Origin of the sequence: Streptomyces phytophilus, from assembly GCF_013870535.1 — a bacterium.
GTDB classification, from domain to species: domain Bacteria; phylum Actinomycetota; class Actinomycetes; order Streptomycetales; family Streptomycetaceae; genus Streptomyces; species Streptomyces phytophilus.
Genome location: NZ_JACBXC010001351.1, coordinates 1 through 1,569, shown reverse-complemented (window position 1 = coordinate 1,569; position 1,569 = coordinate 1). Strand labels below are relative to the sequence as shown.

2 protein-coding genes are annotated in these 1,569 nt (G+C 77.1%); both read left to right on the top strand.

Annotated elements, in window-relative coordinates; translation table 11 throughout:
- Window positions 1-645 (top strand): ATP-binding protein (locus tag H5J30_RS32290; RefSeq protein ID WP_181791194.1); only part of this gene is annotated, 645 nt, incomplete at its 5' end.
- Window positions 645-1,569, top strand: a 925-nt coding sequence (locus H5J30_RS32285) for an RNA repair domain-containing protein (RefSeq protein ID WP_181791192.1), incomplete at its 3' end; no start/stop codon positions are given. The genes H5J30_RS32290 and H5J30_RS32285, both read left to right, overlap by 1 nt.

Genomic DNA, 1,569 nt, shown 5'->3' with positions numbered 1-1,569 from the left:
GCCGGGCTGCGCGATGCACTCGGCGGCCTCGGCACCGATGCCGCCGACCGGTGCTGGGCCGAGGCGCGGGACGCGTACGCCGCCGGGCGGATCACCACCGCCGCGGAGGCGGTACCGGCGGGCTGGCGGTGGCGGTCGGGGGCGTTCCCCCGGCTGATCCATCTCGTCGGGCCCTCCGGCAGCGGCAAGAGCACGTTCGCCGCGGGCCTCGCCGGGACCGACGCGTACGTCTGCCTGGACGACCTGCGCGAGACCCGGGGTGCGCGGGCCGACCAGCGGGCGAACGGGGACGTGCTGCGGGAGGGGTTGGGGCGCCTCGACGCGGCGCTGGCCGCCGGCGGGACCGCGGTGTGGGACGCCACCTCCCTCAACCGGCACCAGCGGGCGGCGGTCCAGCGGGTGGCACGGGACCGCGACGCCCTGGTCACGCACGTGGTCGCGCTGGTCGGCGAGGACGAGCTCGCCCGGCGCAACCGGGGCCGGACGCACCCGGTACCGCCCGGAGTGCTCGCCTCGCAACTGCACCGGTTCAGCCCGCCCTACCCGGGCGAGGGCCACCGCACGTGGTACGTCGGCGCCGGCGGGACGGTCGCCGACACCGCCGGGGCCCTTGCCGACGACGCGGACGACGCGGAGGAGGCGTGATGCGTACGAGCGACGAGGTCTACCACCGGGTGCGCTGGGACCCGCGGTTCGATCCGGCCAGGTTCGTGCTGGGGATCAACCAGCGGGGCGCCGCCCCCAAGCGCGTCCCGCTGCCCTCCTTCGTCCCGGGCGGCGACATCCCGTGGCACCGGATCGTGTTCGTCGAGGCGGACGGCGAGGTGCTCTGGGACCGCGCGACCGGGGTGGACCGCATCGACGCTTCGCAGGCCGGCCGGGTCCGCGGTCCGCGGCTGCTGCGCGCGCCCTTCTTCACGGCCAGGACGCCCTTCGGCTGGGACCCTGCGGCGGCCGGATGGCGCCCCGCCGAGGAGGTACGGGCCCCGGCGGGCGCGGCGGACGTGCGGGTCCTCACCTGGAACACACTGTGGGACCGGTACGACGCCGACCGCATCGACACCGTCCGGCGCCGCCCGCTGCTGCTCGCCGCCCTCGAAGCCGCCGACGCGGACGTCATCGCGCTCCAGGAGGTCGAAGCGGAGCTGCTCGCCCTGCTCATGCGGGCCCCCTGGGTCCGCGCCGGCTACACGCTGGGCACCGACCCGGGCGGCAAGGACGTCGGCGACAGCGGGCTGCTGCTGCTCAGCCGGCTGCCCGTACGGGAGGCGGGGTGGCACCGCCTCGGACCGCACAAGGCCGTCACCGCCGTCACCGTGGACACCGGCGCCGGTCCGCTGGTGGTCGCCACGGTCCATCTCAGCAGCGACCACTCCGACGACGGCGCCGCCCTGCGGCGGGCCCAGCTCGCCCGGCTCGCGGACGGACTCGGCGGGGTGGCCGGCGACCTCGTGCTGGCCGGTGACTTCAACGACGGCGGCGACACCCCCGGCACGGCGCTCGGGCTGCGGGACGTCTGGACCGAGGTCCACGGACCGGCCGACCGGACGCCCACGTTCGACCCGGGGG